Consider the following 20,124-nt stretch of genomic DNA (forward strand, 5'->3'; position numbering starts at 1 on the left):
ATCCCGCCATGTCCGTCCCGCTCGCCCGGCTGTTCCCGCTCGATCTGCTCAAGGGCTTCGTGGCCGTGGGCCGGCGCATGAGCATCACCCAGGCAGCGGACGACCTGTGCCTGACGCAGTCCGCCGTCAGCCGGCAGATCCGCGCGCTGGAAGACCACCTCCAGGTTCGGCTGTTCGTGCGCCAGCATCGCGGCGTGGCCTTCACGCCCGAAGGCGAGCGGCTGTTCCGCAGCGCAGATGGCGCGGTGCAGCAACTCCAGGACGTGGCCGGCGAACTGCGCAAGCGCGATGGCCGCCAGCCGGTGACCGTGACGGCCAGCATCGGCGTGGCGGGGCTGTGGCTGCTGCCGCGCCTGGGCAGCCTGCAGCGCGCCCATCCGCAGTTGGACGTGCGGCTCTCCGCCAGCAACCAGATCAGCGACCTGCGCGCGGACGGCATCGACCTCGCCATCCGCTATTGCCGCGAGGCCGACGCCGCGGCGGACGCGATCCGCCTGTTCGACGAGACCATCGCCCCGGTCGCCCATCCCTCGCTCGGCGCGCACCGGCTGACCGCCGTGGAAGACCTCGCCCAGCTGCCCCTGCTGGAATTCGATGACCCGCGCCCGTGGCTGCACTGGCGCAGCTGGCTCGGCGCGCACGGCTACCGGCAGGCCAGCCGGCGCGGCATCCTGCGATTCAACCAATATGACCAGATGATTCACGCGGCGCTGGCCGGCCAGGGCGTGGCGCTGGGGCGGCTGGAACTGATCCAGCCGCTGATCGCGGGCGGGCAACTGGCGGTCGTCGATATGCCCGGCGCCGCGCTGGCCAGCCCCAACGCCTTCTGGCTGATCCACGCCACCGACCACCCACGCGAAGACGTGGCGCGCGTGGCCGCCTGGATTCGCGCCGAGGCGGCCCGGGTGGCGCCCGCCTCAGCGCAGCGGCAGGCTGTGCCAGCGCCACCGGGCCCGTAGCGGCGGGGCAGGCGGGGCGATGACCCGGCACACGGTCACGGCGCCATGGCCCAGCGCGGTCAGGAAATAGGTGGCGTCCTCGGTCACGCGGTGCCGCTGGCCAGCCGTCAGCACGATATCGGGCGAGCGCCGCGGCCGGGCACCTTCCAGCGTCAGCCACAGCGTGCCCCCGGCGCAGGCCAGTTCGGCCCCGGCGCGCAAGGCCATGGGCAGGCAGTCATTCTCGATCATCAGGGTGTAGGTCATCATGGGCTCCGGCAACGCTTTTATCGTCGCCGACCGGCCGGGCCGGTGCCATGAGGGTTGCGGCGCGCTGGCATGACTTTCGCGCCGACTTTTACGCTGACTTTCGCGCACCGGCTGTCAACTTCCGGCTGGAGATGCCGATAGAATGCGGTGTCGGCGCGCATTCCGCGCCGTCTTGCCACCGATTGCCATGGACCCGATTTCGTTCGAATTTGTCACCGTCGAGGAAGCCAGGAAGATTCTCGACGGCGAGGTGCCGACTACCGGCACCGTGGACTGGCGCGACGCCCGCCAGCCGCCGGACCCGGCCACGCAGGCGCTGACGCCCGCCGCGCTGAAGTGGCTCGCGCAACTACCGCGCGAGGTGCGCCCCTTCGAGCTGTTCCACACCTATCCGCGCATCGCCAACCAGCTTGCCGCGCTGGCTGGCCAGCAGGGCTACCCCACCCCGGTCACGCTCTTCCTGGCCGACCTGCTGATCGACAAGCGCGGGGGCCGGCAAGGCTTTCCGGGCGGCATCGCCCCGGAACTGTCGCGGCTGCAGGAGCACCTGCTCCAGTCCGCCGAGCCGCCCGGCGCCGATCCCACCCTAGCCCTATAGCTGATCCTCCACCGGCAGCACGCGCAGGATGCCGATGCCCATGTGCTGCCACACGCTCATGCCGGGCTCGCTGTCCACGGTGGAGAGCTGCCCCTTCTCGCGCGTGGTCCAGGTCATGGACTCCCCGCCGCCCTCGCTCTTGCGCAGTTCCACCTTGTAGGCGATGTCGAGCAGCCCGTCATCCATGCTCTTGACCAGCCGTTCGGCCAGCGCGGGGCTGTCCAGCACCACGCCCATCTCCGTATTGAGCTTGATCGAGCGCGGATCCAGGTTCAGGGAGCCGATGAACAGCAGCCGCCGGTCCACCACATAGGTCTTGGCGTGCAGGCTGGCGCGGCTGGAGGCGAACATCCGGCTCTTGCGCGCCTGGCTGCGCGCCAGTTCGGCGTTGGCGGTGGGCTTCAGTTCATAGAGGTCGATGCCGGCCCGCAGCAGCGCCTTGCGCCGCGGCGCGTAGCCGGCGTGCACGGCGGCCACGTCCGTGGCGGCGAACGAGTTGGTCAGCACGCGGATCTTCACCCCCCGCTTGGCGATGCCGGCCAGCCAGGCCATGTTCTCGTCGTCGGGCACGAAATAGGGCGACACCAGCACCAGCTCGCGCTCCGCCTTTTCCATCATCGCGCGCAACTGCGGAATGGCGTGGGAGGTGGGGTCGTCGGGGTCTTCCTCCACCTTCTCGGCCTTGTCCGAGATGACGCGCGCTCCGCCCCAGTAGCCGGGCAGATGGCCCAGCTCGATGCCGCGCACCAGCCCCGAGTCGAGCAGCTCCTGCACGAACTCGCTGGCGCGCACCTGGTCTCCGCGCGCCTCGATGGCCTTGCGGAAGGCCCGCAACTCGTCCGGCGCCTCCTTGCCCTCGGGCACCAGCGTGGCCACCGGGTAGGCGCTCTCGCTGTTCCAGTATTCGTCGAACACGGCGCTCGCGGCCGGCACGGCGGGGCCGGCCACCATCACGTCCAGATCGCTGAAATCCATGTCCGGCTTGGCCGAGAAATAGGCGTCGCCGATATTGCGCCCGCCGACGATGGTGACGAGGTTATCCACCGTCATCTGCTTGTTGTGCATGCGGCGGTTGAGCCGGCCGAAATCAAACGCCAGTTCGAACCAGCGCGCGCGGCGGCTGGCGAACGGGTTGAAGATGCGCACTTCGATATTGGGATGGGAATCGACCGCCGCCCAGGTCTTGTCCTGCTTCTCGGTGTGGATGTCATCCATCAGGATGCGCACGCGCACGCCCCGGTCGGCCGCGTCGATCAGGTCGCCCATCAGCACGCTGCCGGTTTGGTCGATGTCGAAGATGTAGTACTGGATGTCCAGCGTCTTCTGGGCGGCGCGCGCCAGCGCCATGCGGGCGGCCAGCGCGTCCGGCCCGGCGCCGAGCGGGTAGAAGACCGACTTTCCGGGGTTCTGCGCCAGCCGGGGCGCCAGGGTGCGGGCCAGCAGCGTGCCGCTGGTGTCCTTGGCCGCGTAGCTGGGGGTGCGGCCGGCATTGGCAGGCAGGCTCGCGCAGCCGGCCAGCACGGCCAGGCAGAACGAGGCCAGCAGCAGCGCCACCAGCGAGCGGCCGCGCCGCCAGCCGGTCCAGTCCGGCCCGCCCACCCCGTCCATCCAGAGCCTCAGCATCGGCGCCATGGTCCGCTCTCCTAGAAGATCCCCGTCAGGCCATCTTGCTGCATTGCGGGATCGGCTCTGCGTCCGAACCCTTTTCATCTTCCTTCCACCTTATACCGCCGCCTCCGCCTGCGGGAGGGTGCACGCGCGGTAGTAGCCGCGCACGATCTGCTGGGCCACCGGCAGGCGCGCGCTCACGGGCACCGGGAACCGTACGATGGCGTCCACCCGCTCCGCGTCCACGGGATCGAACAGCACGCGCGGCTCGAACTGCGACAGGTCCACGAAGCGCATGTCGCCGTAGCGGCGCAGCGTGCGGCCGGCCTCTTCCATGAACGGCTCGCACGCCTGGCGCGCCACGGCCAGCAGCTGCGCCTCCACCACGTCCGGGTCCATGCCCACCGCCAGCGGAATGCGCACCATGTCCAGCGTGTACTTGCCGGCCTGCGAATGGTTGCGCACGGCCGTGGTCATCAGCAGGCTGTTCGGCACCTGCACCGTGAAACCCGTGTACTGGCGCGTGGGCGCCACCTCCACCAGCGTGGTCGACATGACATCCATGTCGATGACCTCCCCGCCGAACGGCCCGATCTCGACCAGATCGCCCAGCTGGTAGGGGCGCGTGATCATTCGCATGAACGCGCCCAGGAAACACATCACCAGTTCCTTGCCGACCAGGATCAGGGCCGCCGCGAACGCCGCCAGCGAAATGGCCACGCTCTTCAGCTCCGACACCCAGATGCCGAGCAACAGCAGGAACATCACCGCCGCCACCACGTTGCGCGACGCCACGGTCCAGGCGCGATAGGCGCCCCGGTTGTCCGCCTGCAGCCGCCCCGAGAAGAAGCGGTTGATCAGCTTGACCACCAGCGTGCCGGCCAGGACCACCACCATGCTGGCAACCACGTTGATCAGGAGACTGTCGTTGGCGTTGAAGTGCATGGGGGCGTCCGGGGCACGCGCCGATGGGGTCTGTAACACATTGTTGCAAACCGCGGCGCGGGGGCGGCGCCAGCTAATCCGATGCCGATGCCGCCCACCCGGATTCTATCCACACGCCACTGTGCCGGGCGCGCGATGGCGCCGACAGGGGTCGGCGTCTGGTTTGCGTGTAGGCGTTTTCTTAGGTGCGCCAGCCCAGTCCGAGCGCCTTCTGCAGCGAGACGTAGTCCTTGAGCAGGTTGGCATCGCCCGAAATCCGGTCCTGCTGGGCCACCACGCGGGTGCGCTCCACGTCCAGCCATTCGAGCATGCTGGCGGTGCCCGCCCGGTAGCGCTGCTGCTGGAGCGTGGAGGCGCGCTCGGCGGACGCCTCCACGCGGCGCAGCACCACCACGTTGTCGCGCTGGTGCCCGTAGCGGGAGAGCGCCACGTCGGCGTCGCGCAGCGCCTTGAGCACCACGCTTTCGTAGCTGGCCTCGGCCTCGTCCCGGCCGGCCTCGGCGTTATCGACGCTCGCCGCCACCCGGCCAAAATCGAGGATGTTCCATTGCAGGCGCGGCAGCGTCAGCCACGTGCCGTTCTCCTTGCGGACGAGGTGGCCGGGGTCCATCGCACTGAAGCCGAGCGAGCCCAGCAGCGATACCTTCGGGAACCAGTCCGCCTTGCGCTCGCCGATCTGCGCCGTACGCGAGGCCAGCCGGCGTTCGGCCACGCGGATGTCCGGCCGGGCCTTGAGCAGCGTGGCGGGATCGCCCACGGCCACGGTCTCCGGCAGCACCGGCAGGTCGCGCGAGGGACCCAGCGCGGTGTCGAGCGTGCCGGGCGGGCGGCCGGTCAGCAGTGCAAGTTGATCGAACGATTCGATCAAACCCGCTTCCACCGGCGCGATGCGGGCGCGCGTGTTCTCCAGTTGCGTCAGCAGCCGTTCCACTTCCAGTTCGGAGGCCACGCCGCGCGCGCGGCGCTGGCGGGTCAGGTCGAGCATGTCGGCTTCCAGCGTCTCCGACGCGCGCAGATGGGCCAGGCTGGCCTGCTGCTCGCGCAGCGTGACGTAGGCCTGCGCCACTTCGGCGGCCAGTTGCACGTGGGCGTCGGCCAGATCGGCATCGGCGGCCTCGGCCTCGGCGGATGCCGCTTCGATGGCGCGGCGCGTGCCGCCGAACAGGTCGAGTTCCCAACTGGCATCGAACCCGGCGATATAGAGCGACAGCGGCCCCCGGCCGCCGCCACCCCCACCTTCCCCGCCGAACGAGGCGAGGTCCGGCTCGCGCGTGCGCAGCATGGCGGCGCTGGCGTTCACCTTCGGCATCAGGTTGGCGCGATTGCCGGCCAGCCCGGCGCGGGCTTGCCGCACGCGGGCGCGCGAGGCGCGGATGTCCGGGCTGTCACGCAGCGCGGTTTCGATCAGGTTGGCCAGCAGCGGGTCGCCCAGCGCGCGCCACCAGTCGGCCACGTCAGGCTGGCGAGCCTCGGCCAGTTTCGGTGCGTGCGGGAAGGTGCCGGCCGCCACCGCATTGCCGGCCACTTCCGGGGCGGTGCGGTAGTCGGGGCCCACGGTGCAGCCGGCGGCGGCCAGGGCGGCAACAAGGAGAACCAGCGCCGGCCGGGCGGCGCGAAGGGGTGCGTACATATTAGGTACCGCTTTATTTATCGATTTAGTGACCGGCTTCGACCGGGGCTGCGCCCGGACGAGGCGCCTTCAGCAGCAGCGCCAGCGGCACGCAGCACAGCAGCGCCAGCCCGAGGGCATAGAAGGTTTCCGAGAACGTCATCACCGCAGCCTGCCGGGCGATCTCGCCGGACAACTGCGCCACGGCCTGCAGGCTGGCGTGGGCGTAGTCGCCGCCCTGCGCCACGAAGCTGGCGATGCTGGCGGACATATGCTCCTGCCCGATCGAACTATTGGCCGTGACCGATTCGCGGATCACCGCGTCGTGGTAGGCGTTGCGGCGGTCGATCAGCGTGCCGAGCAGCGCCAGCCCGATCGAGCCGCCCAGGTTGCGGGCCATGTTGTAGAGCCCGGCGGCATCGCCAGCCTCATGGGTGGCCACGGCCGCCATCGACGCCTGATTCAGCGGCATCATCGCCAAAATCTGCCCGAAGCCGCGCAGGATCTGCGACAGCGTGAAGTCATGCCCCACGCTGTCCGTCGTCAGGCTGATGTCGAGCATGCAGCTGCCGAAGAAGCACACCAGCCCGGTGATGACCAGCCAGCGGCTGTCCACCTTGCCGAGCAGGCGCGGCAGCACCGGCATCATCAGGAACGCCGGCAGCCCGGACAGCAGCATGATCCCGCCGGCCTGCTCGGCGTTGTAGCCGGCAATCGTCGCCAGGAACTGCGGCAGCAGGTAGGACACGCCGTACAGCCCCGCCCCGACCACCGAGACGATCAGAATCACGCTCGCGTAATTCTTGTTCAGCAGCAGGCGCAGCCGCACGATGGGCGTCTTGGCCGTGAACTGGGCGACGAACATCATCCCCAGCCCGATGGCCGACAGCGCGGAGAGGTAGACGATAGTCGCCGACTCGAACCACTGCTCGCGCTGGCCCTCCTCGAGCACCACGGTCAGCGAACTGAGGCCGATGGCCAGCCCGATAATGCCGAGCCAGTCCGCCTTGATGAACGCCGACAGGTCCGCGCGTTCCTGCTTGAGCCCGAAGTACAGCAGCGGCACCAGCACGGCGGTCACCGGCAGGTTCAGGAAGAAACACCAGCGCCAGTTCACGTTCTCGGCCAGCCAGCCGCCCACCACGGGGCCCAGCAGCGGCCCGAGCAGCACGATCAGGCCGAACATCGACATGCCGATCGGCATCTGGTGGCGCGGCAGCCGGGTGCGGACGATGGTCTGCGCGGTGGGGATCATCGCCCCGCCGGCAAAGCCCTGCCCGATCCGGCCGATGACCATCTCCGGCAGCGAATGGGACAGGCCGCACATCATCGAGAACGCCGTGAACAGCAGCGCGTTCCACATCAGGAAGCGGCGCAGCCCGAACACCCGCGTCAGCCACGCGGTGAGCGGGATGATGACGATCTCGGCCATCAGGTAGCCGGTGGAGACCCACGTGCCCTCGGTGCCGGCCGCGCCGATCTGGCCCTGGATCTGTGGCAGCGCCGAGTTGGTGATGGAGATGTCGAGCGTGGCCAGCAGTGCGCCGAGCGAGCCGGCGGCCACGGCGATCCAGTCGGCGGCGGTGGCGTTGGCGGGCTTGTCGTTCGGTGGCGTGGCGGGGGCAGCCCCGGCGGGGAGCGCCGCTTCAGCCATGGCGGGCCTCGCCGGCGCGGGCTTGCACCGGATGCATGTCGCGCGTATCGACATCCACCACCACGGAGAGGCCCGGCATCAGCACCGCGCGCGCCTCCGGCGTCACATCGACATGAATCCGCACCGGCACGCGCTGGACGATCTTGGTGAAGTTGCCGGTGGCGTTCTGCGCCGGCAGCAGCGCGAACTGCGAGCCGGTGCCGGGCGAGAGGCTGTCCACCACGCCGTGGAGGTCTTCACCGGGCAGCGCATCCACATGCAGCGTCACGCGCTGGCCGGGACGCATGCGCCCGACCTGCGTTTCCTTGAAATTGGCGGTCAGGTAGAGGTCCTGCACCGGCACCACGGTCAGCAGGCGGGTGCCGGGCTGGGCGAACTGGCCCACGCGCACGCCCTTGTCGGCCACGCGGCCGGCGTTGGTGGCGCGGACCACGGTGTCGTCCAGGTCGAGCCGGGCCTGCCGCGCGCTGGCCTGTCCCACCTCCAGTTGCGCCTGCGCCTGCTGGAGCCGCGCCTGCAGCGTCACCACCTGGCTCTGCTCCACGCGCAGCGCGGCCTCGTTGGCAGCCAGCGTGGTACCGGCGCGGGTCTGGGCGTTGCGCAGTTCGGCGGTGCGTTCCTCGGTCTCGGCACCGGACTTCACCAGCGGCGCGTAGCGCTCCACCTGCGAGGCGGCGTAGCGGGCGTTGGCGCGCGCGCCTTCCACCTCGGCGCCGGCCTGGGCGATGCGGGCCTTCTGCTGGGCGAGGTCAGCCTCGGCCCGCGCCACGTCCGCCTGGCGCGAGGCCACGGTGGCCTGCGCCTCATCGAAGGCAGCCTGGTACTGGCGATTGTCCAGCCGCACCAGCGCCTGGCCGGCGATGACCTGCTGGTTGTCGCGCACGAAGACTTCGGCCACGTAGCCGCTCACCTTCGGCGCCACCGTCACGCTGTCCGCCTGGAGGTAGGCATCGTCGGTGCTTTCGATAAAGCGGCCTACCAGCCACCAGCGCACACCGAACACCACGGCGGCCAGCAGCGCGAGCGCGCCCAGGGCGAGCAGCACGGTGCGGCGGCGGGAGACGGCACGCGGCTTGCGCGTGGAAGATCCAGTGGATGCAGGGAGGCCGGCAGCCGGATGGGCGGCGGCAGAAGATTGGGGGGCGGACATGGGGCGCGGGGCTTCGACAGCACTATTGAGGGCGATCGCGCAATTATTCCACTTGGAATAAATGTGTCAACTGATATATTTCTGCCTGCCCACGGACTGAGGAAAACGCAACATGGCCCGACACAAGCCCGCAACCGAAGGCGGCTACCAGCGCGGCGAGGAAACGCGCGCGCGGATCATCGACGCCGCGCTGCGGCTCTTTGGCGCGCACGGTTTCGACGGGGCCTCCACGCGCGACATCGCCCGCGAGGCCGGGGTCAACGCGCCCGCGCTCCAGTACTACTTCGACAATAAGGAAGGCGTGTACCTGGCGTGCATCGACTACTTCGTGGACCGCGCCTGGGGCCTGCTGGCCGATGTGGTGATCGCCGCCGAGGCCGTCGTGGCCCGTCCGGACGCCACCGACGCCGAGTTGATCGATGCCTACCTGGGCCTGCAACTGCGCTTCACCACCTTCCTGCATGAATGCCCGGACACCGACCACTGGCGCCAGTTCATGGCGCGCGAGCGCGCCGGGCTCGGGCCGCCGGCCGCGTTCGAGCGCATCGACGCGGGCATCAACCGCCGCATTTTCGCGGTGACGTCGCAGGTGATCGGGCGCCTGACCGGTCAGCCGGCCACGGACGAGGCGACGCGCATCCGCACCATCGCCATCGACAGCCAGGTGGCGGCCTTCAAGGTCATGCGCCGCCACGTGCTCAAGGCGCTGCACTGGGAGTCCTTTGGTGAAGCCGAGACCGCCCGGGTGCAGGAAGTGATCCGCGAGCAGACGCAAACGTTGCTCGAAGCGCTCGTTGCGCAGCGCAATGCAAGGGATCTACGAGGCTAGAGCATTTACTCTAATCCTCGACGTGGCAGGACGGAACCTTTATGATTATGTATAAAAATCAATGACTTAGGTCGTCACACCATCCAGCCTGCCTGGGCAAATCGCCCACTTTTCGAAGGAAATACGATGGCGCGGCGCAAAAAGTCCTTGCTTGTCTATCTAGTAGTAGATAATATTCGAGCCATGGACAGCGCTGCATCACCCGGCAAACAGAAACAAGCCCCGCGATGCAGTCCCGGTCCACGCAGTACAAGTAGTCAATCAGTACCGGAAGGCGGTCTTTTTTTTAGCCCTGATCCTCTACCTACCAGTAGATAGCAGCAAAGAAAAAGCCCCGCCACAACGCAGCAAAACAACGCAGCACCGACGGCCCCGCGATCCACCTCCAACCGAGATCGCCCGGCCCAAACGAAGACAAGGAGCCACACCATGAACGCCAAGACCATCCTTACCGCCGCCGCCCTCGCCGCCGCCTTCGTCACTGGCGCTGCGCAAGCCGCTCCCGCCAACAAGACCGGCGAAGTCTACGGTTACAGCTACCGCGTGAACGACGCCCGCAACGCCTTCACCGATGGTGCCCGCGCCAGCGGCGTGAACGAACCGCGCAACCCGTATGTCGATGGTGCCCGCGTTGGCAAGGCTGACCCGTTCACCGACGGTGCCCGCACCGTTGCCGGCCTGGATCGTACCGGTGTCTCGGCCAGCCCGGCCCGCGCCGCTGATCCGTACCTGGATGGCGCCCGCCAAGGCAAGTTCGACCCGTTCAACGAAGGCGCCCGCACCGGAGCAAACAAGGATCGTACCGGTGTCTCGGCCAGCCCGGCCCGCGCCGCTGATCCGTACCTGGATGGCGCCCGCCAAGGCAAGTTCGACCCGTTCACCGAAGGCGCCAACGCCTGAGTCCCGCCCGATGACGGCGGATTGGAAGTACGTCAGACAAACGGAGCAGTAGCCTCGGGGCTCCCCGAGGCGGGCTCCGGGTTGTCATTCCTGGAGTCCATCATGACTTTCCGTAACAGTGCAGCAATCGTAGGCGGCTGGGTGGCCGTCGTCGTGGCGAGCGGTTCCGCCGCCGCCGTGGTCGCGCAGACGCTGATCTGAGCGCCAGCGTGATTTGCTCCCCTCTCCCTCTGGGAGAGGGGAAAAAGGCATCAGCCCTGCAAGACGCCGAGAAATGCCGGCAGCGCGTAGGGCTTGCGCAGCGTGACCGCGTTTGGCAAGGCGGCACGCTGCACGGGCGTGAGCACCACGTCGTAGCCGCTCACGAAGATCACCCGCAGCGCCGGTTGCAGCCGGCAGGCATCAATCGCCAGGTCCACGCCCGAGGCGCCGGACAGGCCCACATCGGTCAGCAGCACATCGACCGGCCCTTCGCGCAGCACGGCCATCGCTTCGGCATCGGTGCTCGCTTCCACCACACTTAGTCCGAACGTCCGCATCAGCTCCGCGGTGCTGGCGCGCACCAGCGCGTCGTCCTCGACGAAGAGGATGCGTTGCGGTGCCAGTTGCACCACGGGTGGCATCTCCGGCATCGCCAGTTCCGGCGAAGCCAGTGCCTCCGCCGGCGCCGGCCCCAGTTCGGCCCCGCCGCTCACCAGCACGTGGCGCACCTTGCGCGCGAGCGCTTCGCGCGTGTACGGCTTGCTGAGCAGTTCGATGCCCTCGTCGAGCCGCCCGCTGTGGACGATGGCATTGTCCGTATAGCCCGAGGTGAACAGCACCGCGATGCCGGGCAGCCGTTCGCGCACCTTGCGCGCCATTTCCGTGCTGCGCAGCGGGCCGGGCATGACCACGTCGCTGAACAGCAGGTCCACCGGCACGCCGCTTTCGACGATGGCCAGCGCGCTCAGCGCGTCGCGCGCCTTCAGCACGCGGTAGCCCAGGCTGGCCAGCATCTCCACCACGGTCGCGCGGACGTCCTCGTCATCCTCCACCACCAGCACGGTCTCCGTGCCGCCGCCCGCCGGGCCGGCCTCGACATCGGTCTCGAGGTCTTCCTCCTCGCGCACGCGCGGCAGGTAAAGCCGCACCGTGGTGCCCTGCCCCGACTCGCTGTAGATCTTCACATGCCCGCCGGACTGCCTGACGAAGCCGTACACCATGCTCAGGCCCAGCCCGGTGCCCTGCCCCTCGGGTTTGGTGGTGAAGAACGGCTCGAACACCTGCGCCTGGATCTCGGGCGACATGCCCGTGCCGGTATCGGTCACCGCCACCATCACATACTGGCCGCGCGCCACGTCGGCATTGCGGCGCGCGTAGTCATCGTCAAGCACCGCGTTGCCGGCCTCGATGGTCAGCCGGCCGTGGCCGCTCATCGCGTCCCGCGCGTTGATCGCCAGGTTTAGCAGCGCGTTTTCCACCTGGAACGGGTCCACCAGCGTATTCCACAGGCCGCCCGCCACCACGGTCTCGATCTCGATGCCATCGCCGAGCGCCCGCCGCAGCATGTCGTCCAGCCCGCGGATAAAGCGGCCCAGGTTCACCACCTTCGGCGCCAGCGGCTGGCGCCGGCCGAAGGCCAGCAGTTGGGACGCCAGCTTGGCCCCGCGCGCCACCCCGGCCAGCGCGTTGCGCACGCGTGCCTCGGGGCGCTCGTTGCCGGACACATCGCGCGCCAGCAGTTGCAGGTTGCCGCCAATCACCTGGAGCAGGTTGTTGAAGTCGTGCGCCACACCGCCGGTCAGCTTGCCGATGGCTTCCATCTTCTGCGCCATGCGCAGCGCCTCGTCGGCATGGCGCAGCGCCTCGGCCGCTTCCTTGTCGCTGGTGACGTCGCGGCCCACGCCGTGGATGCGGCCCGTGGCGGGGTCCACCGTAAGCGTCCACGCCACCCAGCGCAGCCCGCCATCGGCCCGCGCCATGCGGCATTCGTAGCGCACCGCCGTGCCATCGTGGCGCAGCGCGATCATCTGCTCGGTCACGGCCACGAGGTCGTCCGGGTGGACGAAAGCCATGCACGAGCGGCCCAGCAGCGCGCTGTCCGCATAGCCGAGCGTGCGCCGCCAGGACGGGCTGAAGCGCTCCAGCACGCCGTCGAAGCTGGCCACCATCAACAGGTCTTCGCTCAGTTCCCAGAGGCGGTCCCGGTCTGCCACGGTCTCCGCTACGCGGCGTTCGAGCGAGTCGTTCAGCTCGCGCAGCGCCTCCTGCGCCCGGGTGCGCATGGCGATTTCCTCGCGCAGGCGGCGTTCGGTGGTGCGGCGCAGGTGCGACAACTGGAGATTGCTGGCCACACGCGCCAGCAACTCGCGCGAGGTGAACGGCTTGGTCAGGTAGTCGTCCGCGCCGGTGGCCAGGCCGCTGACGCGCGCTTCCTCGCCCGCGCGGGCGGAGAGCAGCACCACGGGGGTCTCGCGCAGCGCCGCGTCGGCGCGCACGGCCTGCACCAGGCCGAAGCCGTCCAGGCGCGGCATCATCACGTCCGAGACGATCAGATCCGGCGCGCGCGTGCGGGCCATGTCCAGCGCCTCCTGGCCATCGGCGGCCACCTCCACCGTGTGGCCGGCCCCGCCCAGGATGCGGCGCATGTATTCGCGCAGGTCGGCGTTGTCATCGACGATCATCACATGTCCGCGCACCGCGCCGGGCACCGCTTCCTGCGGGGGGGTGAGCATGGCGAGCGCCGCAGCCGGCATCACCTCCGCCTCGGGGGTCCAGCGCCGCGCGGCTTCCACGTAGGCCAGCGCCTGCTGGCTGGCGTGGGTCGACAGGTTTGACGCAGCCCCGGGCGCGGCGGGCTGCGGCGCGGCCGCCCGGGCCGTGCGCGGCAGGGTGACCACGAAGCGCGTGCCTTCGCCCAGCTCGCTTTCCACGCGGATCACGCCGTCGTGCAGGCGCACCAGTTCCAGTACCAGCGCCAGGCCGATGCCGCTGCCCTCGATCGACCGGCCCACCGCGCCGGACACCCGGTGGAAACGCTCGAACAGCCGGGGCAGCTCATCGCCCGCAATGCCGATGCCGGTGTCGCGGATGCTCAGTTCCACGCCGCCGTCCTCCGCCTCGCGCACCGCCACCGCAATCGCCCCGGTGTAGGTGAACTTGAACGCGTTGGAGAGCAGGTTCAGGACGATGGTCTCCCACATGTCGCGGTCCACCGCCACCGGGAAGCCCAGCGGCGCGCATTCCACCACCAGCTGCAGGCCGGCGCCCTCGATGGCCGAGCGGAACAGCGAGGCCAGTTCGGCCGTGAACGCGGGCAGGTCGGTGGGCTGGGGATGCTTCTGCACCCGGCCGGCCTCGATCCGCGAGAAATCGAGCAGTGCATTGACCAGCTTCAGCAGCCGCAGGCCGTTGCGGTGGGTGATCTCCACCAACTGGCGATCGGCGTCGTCAGGGCCGGCGGTCTCGTCCGCACGGTTCAGCAGTTCCTCGAGCGGCCCGAGCATCAGCGTCAGCGGCGTGCGGAACTCATGGCTGATATTCGAGAAGAAGGTGGTCTTGGCGCGGTCGATCTCGGCCAGCGCCTCGGCGCGGCGGCGCTCTTCCTCGTAGGCGTGCGCGTAGCTGATGGCCTGGCCGATCTGGCCCGCCACGAGGTCGAGGAAGGCGCGGTAGCGGTCGCCAAACAGCCGGCACGGGTTCAGGCCCACCACCAGCACGCCGCTGCGCGTGGTCTCGCCCGAAGGCGTGACCGGCACCACGGCCGCGTGGCGCGGCGTGAACTGCCAGGCGCCGCCGGGCAGCGTCGCCCCCCCGAAGCGCGTGGACAGGTCTTCCACCAGCATCACCTCGCCCTGCGCCAGCACCTCGGCAAACGGCCAGGGGCCGCCGCCGGTGCGGATCTCGGCCGGCGCGGCCGGGTGGCCCACCTCGATGCCATGGTGGCCGCACAGCGTGGCCGTGCCGGCGCCGCGCTCGCCCAGATAGAGCAGCGCGAAGGGAATGTCATAGGGATTGGCGCCCAGCGCGCGCAGGCTCAGCGCGCAGGCTTCGTCCCAGGAACGGGCATTGGTGGCCGACGAGGCCAGTTCGCGCAGCAGCTTCAGCTGGCGCTCGGCCACCACGCGCTCGGTGTCGTCGCTGTTGGCGCAGATGATGCCGCCCGTGCCGCCGTGGTCGTCGGGCACAGGGCTGTAGGAGAAGGTGTAGTAGGTCTCCTCCGGGTAGCCGTTGCGCTCCATGATGAGCAGCTTCTGCTCGACGAAGCTGCCCTCGCTGCCCTCCATGGCCGTGGTCAGCATCGGCCCGATCTCGTGCCAGATCTCGCTCCAGACGCGCTCGGTCGGCTCGCCCAGCGACGCCGGATGCTTGCCGCCGATGATCGCCTTGTACGGGTCGTTATAGAAGAAGCGCAGATCGGCGCCCCAGCCCACCCAGATCGGCTGGCGGGACGTCAGCATGATGCGGATGGCCGTCTTCAGGCTTTGCGGCCACGTCTCGGGCGTGCCCAGCGGCGTGCGCGACCAGTCGAAGTCGCGGATCAGTGCGCCCATCTCCCCGCCACCCGCGAGGAAGGCAGGGGCGATGCCCTCGGCATGCAGCGGCGGCACATTGCCCACCGTGTTCTTCATGGAACCTCCGGATTCCGGCATGTATCTTTTTCTTCACTTTCTCGGCATGCGCCGCATGGTGCATTGTCAGCGTGCGGGCGCTTCTATAGTCTGCCGGGAAACACTGCGTCAGAAAACCACCCTTGCCGACTATGGAAGCCACGGCCTCCCCATACCTGATCGCCATCCTGATCACCGCCACGCTGACCATTATCTGCGTGGCTGTGCACTACGAAGCCCTGCGCCTGATCTCGGCCATGCACCCGCGCCACTGGAGCGGCAAGGTCAACATCGGCGTCATGATCCTGCTCATCATCCTGGCCCACGTGCTGGAAGCCGTGCTGTTCAGCACCGGCTACTGGCTCGGGGCGGACGTGTTCGGTATCGGCGAACTCAAGGGCCTGCACGATCATGGGGCAGCGGCCTATGTCTATTTCTCGCTGGAAACCTTCACCACGCAGAGTATCGGCGACGTCATCCCGATGGGCCAGTTGCGGCTGCTGGCGTCGGTGCAGCCGCTGGTGGGGCTGATGCTGATCGGCTGGTCCACCTCCTTTACGTTCCTGGTGATGCGGCGCGACTGGCGTACGGACGAACTGGCTGACCGCGACTAAGATGCGGCCACGGTGACTGGATGGTAGGCAACGGGGGCCGCCGGTGAAATCGGCGTCCTTCCTACACGCTTGTGGGATTCGAGGAAGTTGCGCGGGCGGCGCGCCGGTGAAAAGATGATTTGCCGTCATGCGAACCACAACAATCAACGGGAGGACCCTGACGTGTCCAGACATCCGGAAGCCCACACACCACCGCTGGCCGGGTGGCTCGCCGCGCTGCTGCTCGCGCTGGCCCTGCTGCACGCGCCGGCCGCCCGGGCGCAGACGCCCGCGCCGCTGGCCGAATGGCAGTACTCGGTGGGGGTGCCGCTGGTGGAGATGTTCCAGGGCCAGCCCGAGGGCTGGAAATTCCGGCTCGGCGCGGCCATGACCGTGCGCCCGCGCTACGACGGCGCGCACGACTACTACGTCTTCGGCGGGCCGACCATCGACATCCGCTACGCCGACAAGTTTTTCGCCTCCACCGGCGAAGGGCTGGGCTGGAACATCGTCTCCAATGACCACTGGCGCGCGGGCATCGCCCTGACCTACGACCTGGGCCGCCGCGAGAAGAAGGACCACGACAACCTGGCCGGCATGGGCAATATCGGCATGGCGGCGGAGACCAAGATGTTTGTCGACTACGTGGTGTCGAAGTCGTTCCCGCTGGTGATCCGGGCCAACGCGCGGCGCCAGTTCGGCGGCGCCAACGGCTGGATTGGCGACCTGGGCGCCTATATGCCGCTGCCGGGCAGCTCCGAGAAATTCTTCTGGTTCGCCGGCCCGACCATGACCGTGGCCGACTCGGCCTACATGGGCCGCTGGTTCGGCGTGACGCCCGAGCAGGCGGCACGCTCCGGCCACCCGGAATACCGTGCCAGCGGCGGGATCAAGTCCTATGGCGGCGGCGTCTCGGCCATCTGGTTCATCAACAAGCACTGGTTCGCCACGGCGGACTTCGGGGTATCGGCGCTTGTCGGCGATGCGAAGAACAGCCCGATCGTGCAGCGCACGACCAACCTGACCGGGGATATTTCGGTGGTTTATCAGTTCTGAGCGAGGGGAGGCGCCTGCCCTCTCCCCCGGCCCCTCTCCCGGGGGGAGAGGGGAGGAACACCCTCGGTTTGCTCCCCACTCCCGCCTGCTGGATACGTGGGTTTGCTCCCCTCTCCCGCCTGCGGGAGAGGGGCCGGGGGAGAGGGGCAGCGCGTCAGACGAAGTCAGCCCGCCCGGCGCAGGTAGCCCTCCACCACGCGGCGCAGGCCCGGCAGCTTGCCGGTGAAGAAATGCCCGGCGGCCGGCAGGACCACCACCGGCAGTTCCTGCGGCCGGGCCCAGTCGAAGACATTGATCAGCGGCACGCGCTCGTCGCGCTCGCCATGCACCACCAGCGTGTGGGCCGGCACGGGCGGGGTGTCGTAGCGGAGCGTCTCGGACAGCGCGCCAGCCGGCATGCCGGTCAGGATCAGATGCTGGATCGATTCCACAGCCGAATCTCCCGCCTCGGTCAGGCGCGCCACCATCAGCGTCTGCACGAAAGCGCCGAACGAGAACCCGGCCAGCGCCACTGGCAGGCCCGGATATTCGGCCTGCAGATGGCGCAGCACGGCTTCCACATCGGTGGACTCGCCGGGGCCGCCATCGTAGGCCCCTTCGCTCCGCCCCACGCCCCGGTAGTTCGGCCGCATCGTCACGAAACCATGGGCCTGGAGCGTGCGCGCCAGCAGTTGGGGAATCTTGTGCTCGGCGGTGCCGCCCTGCCCCGGGTGGGGGTGCGCGACCACGGCAATGCCAACGGGCGGGCCGGCGGGAGTGTCCAGCAGGGTTTCGATCTGGCCGGCGGGGCCGGCAATGAATAGGGAGGTGGAAGCGGACGTGGTGTAGGCGGAAGACATAAAAGCGGGGGCGACGGATGGATGTGCATCCGCAGCATACCCGGTCCCGCCGGGAACGATCAATGGTGCTGACTGGCCTTGACCACCGACGCGATCTCCTGGCGCCGCACGCTGACCACGTCGTCCAGCTCCAGGCCTTCGGCCACGACCAGCATTTCGGCACCGCGCGTGATGGCATGAATCACGCCGTACCACAGCTCCGGTCCGGCCACCGCCGTCAGGCGGACGCTGAACTCGGTTTCCATATCCTGGCTGCAAACCGTCACCAGGTCGCCGACCTCGGGCATGGCGGCCTTCTCCGCCAGCAGGGATTCCCGGGCCGCCACCGTCAGTGGCATCTGCGCAATGCCGCGCGCAAACCTCGCTTGCATGGCTGTCTCTCCTGCGCGTTGTTTTCCCTACAAGAATATATAGGCGTGTCCCGAAAAGGCACGGTAAACCGTCACGCGCCGGACATAAGCGATGCGGACGCCGCCCCCCGGCGGGTGCCCGGCGCCTTCCCGGCGCCTCTCAGGTGGCGTGTCAGACGGCGCCGGATTGTGCCCTGCGCCATGGCATCCATAATGGAAGGATCATACGATCCAGGAGAACCATCATGCAGACCAACCTCCATGTCGTGCCGCACGGCACCGGTTGGGACGTGATCCATGAGGGCGCCCGCTACGCCGAGTCGCACCATGCCACGCAGGATGAGGCCATCCAGGCCGGCACCGGACTGGCCCGGCGCCAGAAAGTGGAGTTGCTGATCCATGGCGTCGACGGCAAGATCCGCGCACGCGACAGCTACGGCCATGATCCGAGGGAGGTGGCTGGCTAGGCCGGCTGGAAGGTTCCCTGCGTCCCGCAGCACGCGCGGGGCAGCGTCACAGTGAACACCGTGCTACCCGAGGCCGCCGACGAGGCGGCCTCGACGCTTCCGCCGTGCAACGCGGCCAGCTCCCGCGAGATATAGAGCCCCAGGCCCAGCCCCTCGGCGCTGTCTCCGCCGCCCGAGCGGAACGCTTCGAAGACATGCGGCAGGGTCGCCCCATCGATCACGCCGCCATTGGTCACCGTCACCGTCAGGCGCTCGGCGGCCGTGCCGTCCACGGCCACCACCACCGGCACCGCCGGGTCCCCATGATGCAGGGCGTTGCTGACGAGGTTCGACAGCACCTGCGAGATCAGGTCCGGATCGATGGTCGCCAGCGTATCTCCCACGGTTTCCAGTACCACGCGTTCCTTGCCGTGAGACGCCTCGCATTCATCGACGATGGCCGCGCAGATCGCGCGCAGGTCTTCCTGGCGCGGCTCCAGCTTGACGCGCCCGCCGTGCAGCCGCGCCACGTGCAGCAGCTGGTCCACCATGCGTGCCATGCGCTGGCTGCTGCGCGAGATGCGGTCGGTGGCCGGCTTGAGCTTCTCCTCGCCCCCGAACCGCCCCAGGAACGACGCCGACGCGATGATCGCCGACAGCGGCGTACGCAGGTCGTGCGCGAGCACCGCCATCAGCATCTCGTTGGTCTTGAGCAGTTGCTGGGCGGTTTCGAGTTGCTCGGCCAGTTGCTGCTTCTGCTGGGCCAATTGCACGAATACATCGACCTTGGCCGCCAGCACGCGCGCGTCGATCGGCTTGAACAGGAAGTCGACCGCGCCGGTGGCGTAGCCGCGGAACGCCCGCGCGCTGTCCTCCCCGGCCGCCGTCAGGAACAGGATGGGGATATGGCTGGTGCGCTTGCTGCCGCGCATCAGTTCGGCCAGCTCGAAGCCGTCCATCTCGGGCATGTGCACATCGAGGATGGCCAGCCCGAAGTCGTGCTCGAGCAGCAGTTCCAGCGCCTGCGCGCCGGAATTGGCGTGGACGATCTGTACATCGGGCTTGGCCAGCACGGCATCGAGGGCCGTGAGGTTGGCGGCGATGTCGTCGACGGCGAGGATCTTGATCGGAGCTTGCATGGTCAGGGTCATTCAGAAAACTGGGCCAGGCGTTGGCCGATTTGTTCCAGTGTCAGCACGCGGTCTGCCGCGCCACGGTCGATGGCCTCCTGCGGCATGGTTTCCACGGCGGCACTGCCGGGCGACTGCACCCACGCCCGGCCACCCGCCGCGCGGATCATCGCCAGGCCGCGCGCGCCATCGTCGTTGGCGCCCGAGAGCAGCACGCCGAGCACCCGGGCGCGCCACGCCACCGCCGCCGACTCGAACAGCACGTCGATGGAAGGCCGCGAGAAACGCACCGGCGGCTCTACGGAGAGCGCCAGTTCGACATCCTCCGGCGCCTCCGGCACCCGCTCCACGAGCAGGTGGTAGTCCGGCGGCGCCAGGTAGACGTGGCCCGGCCGCACCGGCATCTTGTCCTCGGCCTCGCACACGGGCAGCGCGCAGCGCGCGCCGAACAGCTCGGGCAGCAGGCTGGGCTGGTTCGGATGCTGGTGCATCACGATCAGCAGCGCCGGCCGGAAGCCCGCCGGCACCATCGGCAGCAGCACGGACAACGCCTCGACGCCACCGGCCGACGCGCCGATCACCACGGCGTCGCACCCTTGCGTATCCATCAGCCCTGCCAT

Annotated in this window: 18 protein-coding genes; 7 read left to right on the top strand and 11 right to left on the bottom strand. The window is 68.8% G+C overall.

The window, feature by feature from the left end:
• Positions 1-8: 8 nt before the first annotated feature.
• Positions 9-959 carry a LysR substrate-binding domain-containing protein gene (locus BM115_RS11125; protein WP_092294343.1) on the top strand — a complete coding sequence of 317 codons (951 nt, stop codon included), beginning with the start codon at positions 9-11 and terminating at the stop codon, positions 957-959.
• Here BM115_RS11125 and BM115_RS11130 read toward each other — a convergent pair.
• Positions 918-1,208 carry a DUF2917 domain-containing protein gene (locus BM115_RS11130; RefSeq protein WP_255370774.1) on the bottom strand — a complete coding sequence of 97 codons (291 nt, stop codon included), beginning with the start codon at positions 1,206-1,208 and terminating at the stop codon, positions 918-920. The two genes, BM115_RS11125 and BM115_RS11130, sit on opposite strands and share 42 nt — an antisense overlap.
• Positions 1,209-1,395: 187 nt before the next feature.
• On the opposite strand from BM115_RS11130, the gene BM115_RS11135 reads away from it, so the two are divergent.
• Entirely contained in the window at positions 1,396-1,806 is a 411-nt protein-coding gene (locus BM115_RS11135; protein WP_092293654.1) for a hypothetical protein, read from the top strand.
• Here the strand turns inward: BM115_RS11135 and BM115_RS11140 are convergent.
• The 5 genes from BM115_RS11140 to BM115_RS11160 all read right to left on the bottom strand — a co-directional run bounded on the left by BM115_RS11140 (position 1,801) and on the right by BM115_RS11160 (position 8,772).
• The gene (locus BM115_RS11140) at positions 1,801-3,429 is read right to left on the bottom strand and encodes a phospholipase D family protein (RefSeq protein WP_255370800.1); all 1,629 of its coding nucleotides are present in this window, start codon (positions 3,427-3,429) and stop codon (positions 1,801-1,803) included. The genes BM115_RS11135 and BM115_RS11140 overlap by 6 nt on opposite strands.
• Before the next feature lie 99 nt (positions 3,430-3,528).
• A complete protein-coding gene (locus tag BM115_RS11145) occupies positions 3,529-4,359 on the bottom strand; it encodes a mechanosensitive ion channel domain-containing protein (RefSeq protein WP_092293656.1) in 831 nt (276 codons plus the stop codon).
• A gap of 181 nt (positions 4,360-4,540) precedes the next feature.
• Entirely contained in the window at positions 4,541-5,989 is a 1,449-nt protein-coding gene (locus BM115_RS11150) for an efflux transporter outer membrane subunit (protein WP_092293658.1), read from the bottom strand.
• Positions 5,990-6,014: 25 nt separating this feature from the next.
• Entirely contained in the window at positions 6,015-7,622 is a 1,608-nt protein-coding gene (locus tag BM115_RS11155) for an MDR family MFS transporter (protein WP_092293660.1), read from the bottom strand.
• Entirely contained in the window at positions 7,615-8,772 is a 1,158-nt protein-coding gene (locus BM115_RS11160) for an HlyD family secretion protein (RefSeq protein WP_092293662.1), read from the bottom strand. The genes BM115_RS11155 and BM115_RS11160 overlap by 8 nt, the downstream gene beginning before the upstream one ends.
• Before the next feature lie 112 nt (positions 8,773-8,884).
• Between BM115_RS11160 and BM115_RS11165 the strand changes: the two genes are divergently transcribed.
• Both BM115_RS11165 and BM115_RS11170 read left to right on the top strand, forming a co-directional pair.
• A complete protein-coding gene (locus BM115_RS11165; protein WP_092293664.1) occupies positions 8,885-9,601 on the top strand; it encodes a CerR family C-terminal domain-containing protein in 717 nt (238 codons plus the stop codon).
• Between the two features lie 429 nt (positions 9,602-10,030).
• A complete protein-coding gene (locus tag BM115_RS11170) occupies positions 10,031-10,501 on the top strand; it encodes a copper resistance protein CopQ (RefSeq protein ID WP_092293666.1) in 471 nt (156 codons plus the stop codon).
• 251 nt (positions 10,502-10,752) lie between these two features.
• Here the strand turns inward: BM115_RS11170 and BM115_RS11175 are convergent, their stop codons facing one another.
• Complete coding sequence (locus BM115_RS11175; RefSeq protein ID WP_255370775.1) at positions 10,753-15,111, bottom strand: response regulator; 4,359 nt, start codon at positions 15,109-15,111, stop codon at positions 10,753-10,755.
• Positions 15,112-15,242: 131 nt separating this feature from the next.
• Between BM115_RS11175 and BM115_RS11180 the strand changes: the two genes are divergently transcribed.
• Both BM115_RS11180 and BM115_RS11185 read left to right on the top strand, forming a co-directional pair.
• A complete protein-coding gene (locus BM115_RS11180; protein ID WP_092293668.1) occupies positions 15,243-15,704 on the top strand; it encodes an ion channel in 462 nt (153 codons plus the stop codon).
• A 114-nt stretch (positions 15,705-15,818) separates the two neighbouring features.
• Positions 15,819-16,739, top strand: coding sequence for a MipA/OmpV family protein (locus tag BM115_RS11185; RefSeq protein WP_092293670.1), 921 nt, complete (start codon positions 15,819-15,821; stop codon positions 16,737-16,739).
• Between the two features lie 164 nt (positions 16,740-16,903).
• Here the strand turns inward: BM115_RS11185 and BM115_RS11190 are convergent, their stop codons facing one another.
• The gene (locus BM115_RS11190; RefSeq protein WP_092293672.1) at positions 16,904-17,578 is read right to left on the bottom strand and encodes an alpha/beta hydrolase; all 675 of its coding nucleotides are present in this window, start codon (positions 17,576-17,578) and stop codon (positions 16,904-16,906) included.
• 59 nt (positions 17,579-17,637) lie between these two features.
• Complete coding sequence (locus BM115_RS11195) at positions 17,638-17,949, bottom strand: hypothetical protein (RefSeq protein ID WP_092293674.1); 312 nt, start codon at positions 17,947-17,949, stop codon at positions 17,638-17,640.
• Between the two features lie 224 nt (positions 17,950-18,173).
• Here BM115_RS11195 and BM115_RS11200 point away from each other — a divergent pair, with 224 nt between their 5' ends.
• The gene (locus BM115_RS11200; protein WP_092293676.1) at positions 18,174-18,395 is read left to right on the top strand and encodes a DUF2188 domain-containing protein; all 222 of its coding nucleotides are present in this window, start codon (positions 18,174-18,176) and stop codon (positions 18,393-18,395) included.
• Here the strand turns inward: BM115_RS11200 and BM115_RS11205 are convergent.
• A complete protein-coding gene (locus BM115_RS11205) occupies positions 18,392-19,513 on the bottom strand; it encodes a hybrid sensor histidine kinase/response regulator (RefSeq protein WP_092294351.1) in 1,122 nt (373 codons plus the stop codon). The genes BM115_RS11200 and BM115_RS11205 overlap by 4 nt on opposite strands.
• An 8-nt stretch (positions 19,514-19,521) precedes the next feature.
• Positions 19,522-20,124, bottom strand: a complete 603-nt coding sequence (locus BM115_RS11210; protein ID WP_255370777.1) for a chemotaxis protein CheB — start codon at positions 20,122-20,124, stop codon at positions 19,522-19,524.

It is taken from the genome of Cupriavidus sp. OV096, assembly GCF_900115455.1.
Lineage (GTDB): Bacteria > Pseudomonadota > Gammaproteobacteria > Burkholderiales > Burkholderiaceae > Cupriavidus.